Source organism: Pseudomonas sp. A-RE-22, assembly GCF_019956035.1.
In the GTDB taxonomy this organism is placed as follows: domain Bacteria; phylum Pseudomonadota; class Gammaproteobacteria; order Pseudomonadales; family Pseudomonadaceae; genus Aquipseudomonas; species Aquipseudomonas brassicacearum.
The window spans coordinates 1-4,886 of the sequence record NZ_JAHBCZ010000085.1 but is presented as its reverse complement, the minus strand read 5'-3'; the positions used below and the strand labels follow the sequence as shown (position 1 = coordinate 4,886).

4 protein-coding genes and 1 pseudogene are annotated in these 4,886 nt (G+C 59.9%); 3 read left to right on the top strand and 2 right to left on the bottom strand.

The features are described from left to right. Both KGA89_RS28605 and KGA89_RS28600 read right to left on the bottom strand, forming a co-directional pair. Nucleotides 1-1,159, bottom strand: a 1,159-nt coding sequence (locus tag KGA89_RS28605) for a serralysin family metalloprotease (RefSeq protein ID WP_223473118.1), incomplete at its 3' end; no start/stop codon positions are given. A 332-nt stretch (nt 1,160-1,491) separates the two neighbouring features. Further along, entirely contained in the window at nt 1,492-2,397 is a 906-nt protein-coding gene (locus tag KGA89_RS28600; RefSeq protein WP_003201768.1) for a LysR family transcriptional regulator, read from the bottom strand. A gap of 131 nt (nt 2,398-2,528) precedes the next feature. Between KGA89_RS28600 and KGA89_RS28595 the strand changes: the two genes are divergently transcribed. The 3 genes and pseudogenes from KGA89_RS28595 to KGA89_RS28585 form a co-directional block, all read left to right on the top strand. Next, entirely contained in the window at nt 2,529-3,992 is a 1,464-nt protein-coding gene (locus KGA89_RS28595; protein WP_223473117.1) for an MFS transporter, read from the top strand. A 193-nt stretch (nt 3,993-4,185) separates the two neighbouring features. Next, on the top strand, nt 4,186-4,464 hold the full coding sequence (locus tag KGA89_RS28590) for a DUF1652 domain-containing protein (RefSeq protein ID WP_003201764.1): 279 nt from the start codon (nt 4,186-4,188) through the stop codon (nt 4,462-4,464). Nucleotides 4,465-4,488: 24 nt separating this feature from the next. Further along, a pseudogene (locus tag KGA89_RS28585) lies at nt 4,489-4,886 on the top strand (hypothetical protein); the annotation flags it as partial.

The window sequence follows — 4,886 nt, the reverse complement described above, 5'->3', positions numbered from 1 at the left end:
TGTCTGCACCGCCGCCCCCCCAAAGGATATCGTTGCCCGCGCCGCCCTTGAGTTCGTTGGCCACCGAGTTGCCGATCAGCAAGTCGCTGCCCGCGCCGCCGATGGCGTTTTCGATGACGGCACCCTTGGCGATGGAGACGTTGCCTACCATGCCGCCAACATCGGAGAACGAGGCGTCATTGAGGTTGATTTTCTGGTTCTGGGTGAAACCGGAGAAATCCAGGGTATCGCGGCCGCCCGCGTCCCATACCGAAAACACCACTTTGTCCGACGACGAAGACGCACTGAGAAAATCGCGACCGGTGTTGGAGTTGAAACCGTAGGTCGAATCGCCGGTACGGGTCGTGGTGTTGGCACCGTAGAGTTTCTGGATGGCCGCGATGTCATCCATCAGCGGACCGGAGGCGTAGGCTTCGACGCCGCCCTTGCTGAAGTTCTGGTCGGTATTGCTTTCACTCCAGTAGCTCATGACGCTGTAGCCACGGGTGTCCTGGCCATAAGTGGCGTCATCGTAGGTCGGGCTGCCTTCACCAGCGTTGTAGTCACCCGGGTGGGCCAGGCCGAGGGTGTGACCGATTTCGTGGGTCAGGGTCTGGCGGCCGTAGTTGTTCAGGTCCGGGTTCTTGTTCTGGGTGTAGCTGCTGTTGATCAGGTACCAGGAGGTCCCGTCATAGCCGGCACCCGTCCCTGGCAGATAAGCGAACGCCGCCGCGCCATCCTGGCCGCCGCTGTAGTTGCCGAAGGTCATGTGACCGTCGCCGCCGCTGGCTTTTTCGGCGAAGGTGACGTTGGCCACGTCCGCCCAGGATTGCATGGCCAGGGCCGCCTGGCCTTTCTGCTGCGCACTGAACTGGCTGAAGCCGCTGATCCCATGCTTGTTCATGGTGCTGGAAGAGGCGGAAGTCAGGAAGGTGTAGGTCAGCTCGATCTTGCCGCTGCCGTCCCGGTCCTGGTAAGCCGCGCCGTCGCGCAGCAACTGAGTGGCCGCCTCGTCGACAGAGTACGACGGTTTGCCGTTGACAGTCAGGTTACCGCCCCGGTCGTATTGGTGGCTGAAACTATTGATCTGGTTGAACGCACTACTGGCAGCCGCCAATGATTGCGGCGCCCAGAGGAGTTGTTCGGCAGAATCAATAGCGCTGCTTTTGACTTTCGACATAAACATACTTCCTTGTTTGCAAATGGAACAGTTTTAGTCAGACAGACAATCTCTGGCGAGATCGTCCTATCACTCGCCCAATGAGGACGTAAGAAACCTGACACAATTGGAAATCAAACGTCTAGCAATTTTTTTCGTTCAATTTCACGCCCCACCCTTAACGCCCATAAATAATAGGGTTCTGCCTCGTTAGTGCCCACGCTCAATTGCCCGAGTTGCGGATTGTCGGACAAAATTCTATTTAAATATTAAATATCGATAACTAGCAATTTGCGCACGGCGTCGCACTTTCGCCAACTAAGTGCCAGCGAAATGCTATTAATGAATATCTACTAAACCTCAACGGTTTTACGTGCACACACTTCCCGCAGACAACCTCGAAGCCAACGATGCACAGGATCGGCGTCCATCCGCGGATGCCAGAGCATGGCGATCGTGAACCCAGGTACGGGAAACGGCAGCGTAAAACTGTGCAGGCCGACCCGCAGGCTCGCGGTGTAGCGTTCAGGCACGCTGGCAATCAGGTCACTCGAGCGGGCCAGTCCCAGCGCCGAGGAAAAGCCTGGCACGGTGGTGACGATTTCCCGGGACAGATTCAACGCCGCCAGGGCCTGGTCGATGACGCCATGATCCAGGCCGCGCATCGACACACCGACATGCCCGCCTGCGGCATAACCGGTGGCGCTCACCGTTGCCTGGCTCAGCGGGTGTCCCGCGCGCACCACGCCGATCAAGCGGTCGCTGAACAAGGCCTGGGTTCGCAGTTCGGGGCTGGTGTCCTTGTCCACGACGGCGGTCTCCAGGTCCACGGTGCCTTCGCGAAGCGCCGTGCTGTCGCGGTCGGTCTTTTCCACGAAACGCAGGCGCACGCCGGGCGCTTGCTCATGGATGCGAGTGATCAGGTCGATGGCAAAGTTTTCCACGAACCCTTCGCGGGTGCGCAACGTGAAAGTTCGGCTCAAGCGCCCGAGATCCGGGGTCGTCACTGGCCGCAGCACCGCCTGGGCCTGCTGCACCAGGTGGCTGACCTGTTCGCGCAACTCCAGCGCGCGGGGTGTCGGCACCAGCCCTCGCCCGGCCCGAACCAACAGCGGGTCACCGGTGGTTTCACGCAACCGCGCCAGTGCCCGGCTCATGGCCGACGGGCTGAGCTGCAAGCGCCGGGCGGCCCTGGCCACGCTGCCTTCCGAGAGCAGCACATCAAGGGTGACGAGCAGATTGAGGTCAGGTGAGGACATGGCGGTAGCTCGAATTGAAGATATGGCGTTTGCTGCAGCTATAACGTGCAAATGCTGCGTCTTCCGCCATGTTATGCCCAGGCGTAACGTTCTGACAGCTCCGTTTCGAGCGCCACGATACAGGTGACACGATGAAACCCGTCAACACGCAACAGAACCGGCCGGCAACCGCGCCCACGCTCAAGCCCTTTTCACCTCGCCGGACCCTGGCCAGCCTTGCGCTCTCGACACTGCTGGCCTCCCTTGGCGCCAGTGTGGCTTCGGTGGCACTGCCGACGCTGGCCGAGGCGCTCGGTGCCTCTTTCCAGCAGGTCCAATGGGTGGTGCTGGCCTATCTGCTGGCAATCACCACGCTGATTGTCAGTGTCGGCCGCTTGGGAGACCTGATGGGCCGGCGCAAGCTGCTATTGGCCGGTATCGCCCTGTTCACCTTGGCATCGGCAGTATGCGGCCTCGCGCCCTCGCTCTGGCTGCTGGTTGCAGGTCGGGCGCTGCAAGGCCTGGGGGCCGCCATCATGATGGCGCTGACCCTGGCGCTGGTTGGCGAAACGGTCGATCAGGAAAAAACCGGCAGCGCCATGGGCCTGCTGGCAACGCTGTCGGCAGTGGGCACAGCCCTTGGACCGTCCTTTGGCGGCATGTTGATCAGCGGGTTCGGTTGGCCGGCCTTGTTCCTGGTCAACATCCCCCTCGGTCTGCTGACGCTAGGGCTGGCGTGGTACTCGCTACCGGTGCGTGAAGTGCCGCCGAAGCCCGAAGGAACCCGCTTCGATGTGACCGGTACATTGCTGTTGGCAATGACGCTCGCCGCCTATGCCTTGGCCATGACCTCCGGACACGGAAGCTTTGGCGGATTGAATCTTGCTCTGCTGCTGATCGCACTCGTGGGCGGCGGGCTGTTCATTCGGGCCCAGTCCCGGGCCGTATCGCCGTTGATTCCCTTGGCAGTCTTTCGCGACAAGCAATTGGTATCAGGCCTGGCAACGAGCGCCCTGGTCGCGACGGTCTTGATGGCGACGCTTCTGGTCGGGCCTTTTTACTTGTCCATCACCCTCGGATTGCCGGCGGCCTTCGTGGGGCTGGCGCTGGCCGCGGGGCCGTCCGTCGCGGCGCTGGCCGGAGTGCCTGCCGGACGCATGGCGGATCGCTTCGGCGTGCAGCCCATGCGGCTCGCCGGCCTGGCAACCATGGTCCTCGGCTGCCTGATGCTGTCACTGGTTTCCCCTGCCCTTGGCATCGTCGGCTACCTCACGGCTATCGTGGTGACGACCCTCGGCTACGCATTCTTCCAGACGGCCAACAACACAGCAGTCATGGCCGATGTCGCTGCCCGGCGGCGAGGCGTCATCGCCGGGCTGCTCAACCTGTCGCGCAACCTGGGTTTCTTCACCGGAGCCTCCGTGCTCGGCGCGGTGTTTGCGGCAGCGGCAGCGACGAATGACATCACCCATGCCAGCCCTGCGACCGTGACGAACGGTCTGCACATGACCTTCGCCGTCGCCCTGGCGATGATGACCCTGGCCCTGCTTATCGCCTGGAAAAGCCGGGTGCCAGAGCCATTGCCCAAGCCTCGGGACAACCCCAGCCAAGCGTGATGGCATTCTGGACATTGCCGCTTAAGTCGTGATCCAGATCAAAAAAAGTGAACCAATCGCAAAACGGACTGAAAAAATCCACATGAGCTTCATTTTCAGGTGCTATTTTTAGTTCTCACTGGTAGAGCCATGATGGCTCTTCCTTCCTGACATGAGCAAAAGGAAGCGCTCGATTGAAGAAGGCGGGCAACACATGAATAAAGGATCTTTCAGCAAGGTTACGTTCCCCAACGCTTGCCAGTTGATGCGCTGGCACTTCCATCCCATGGGATTCGAAGCGAGCATGGATGCGCCTGGCAGCATGGTTGCCCGGCTGTTTGACCGTGCCAGCGGCGAGACCATGATCGCCATTGCAGGTATCCCCTGCGCAACTGTGATGAATGCCCCGGATGTTGAACGAATAATCGAGGCGGTGGAGGCCGAGCTGGAAGCCTTTGTGCCACCGGTGGGGTTGCGGCGGTTTGCCTCTTAAGTCCACTTCATATGGCAATACCGTTTGCCTAGACTCCAAAAGCGGCACCTCCCTTTTTCCAAGGGGATGTGCCGTTTTTTTGAGGGGGCTCGGGATTTATTTGCTTTGGTGTGTATATCCGTTTTTGCGGTAACGGCTGCTGGCGGTTCCGCTCTTACAGCCAGCCCTTTCAAGGTCTTTGATAAAATCCCACAAAACTCAGTCAGGGTGACAGAAGCGATATGGGCAGAAGTTCTAGCGCGGTTTGAGAAAAAAGCACCGGCCAGTGTCATGGCCAGAGTGATTCTGGAGCAGTCTGTTCCTGCCGAATGGATCGATCAGATGTTCGAAGAACATCGTCAACGCCAGTATCCGCGTGAGCTGTTGTTCTCAACCATCGTTGAGCTGATGTCCCTTGTTTCATTGGGCTTGCGGCCTTCATT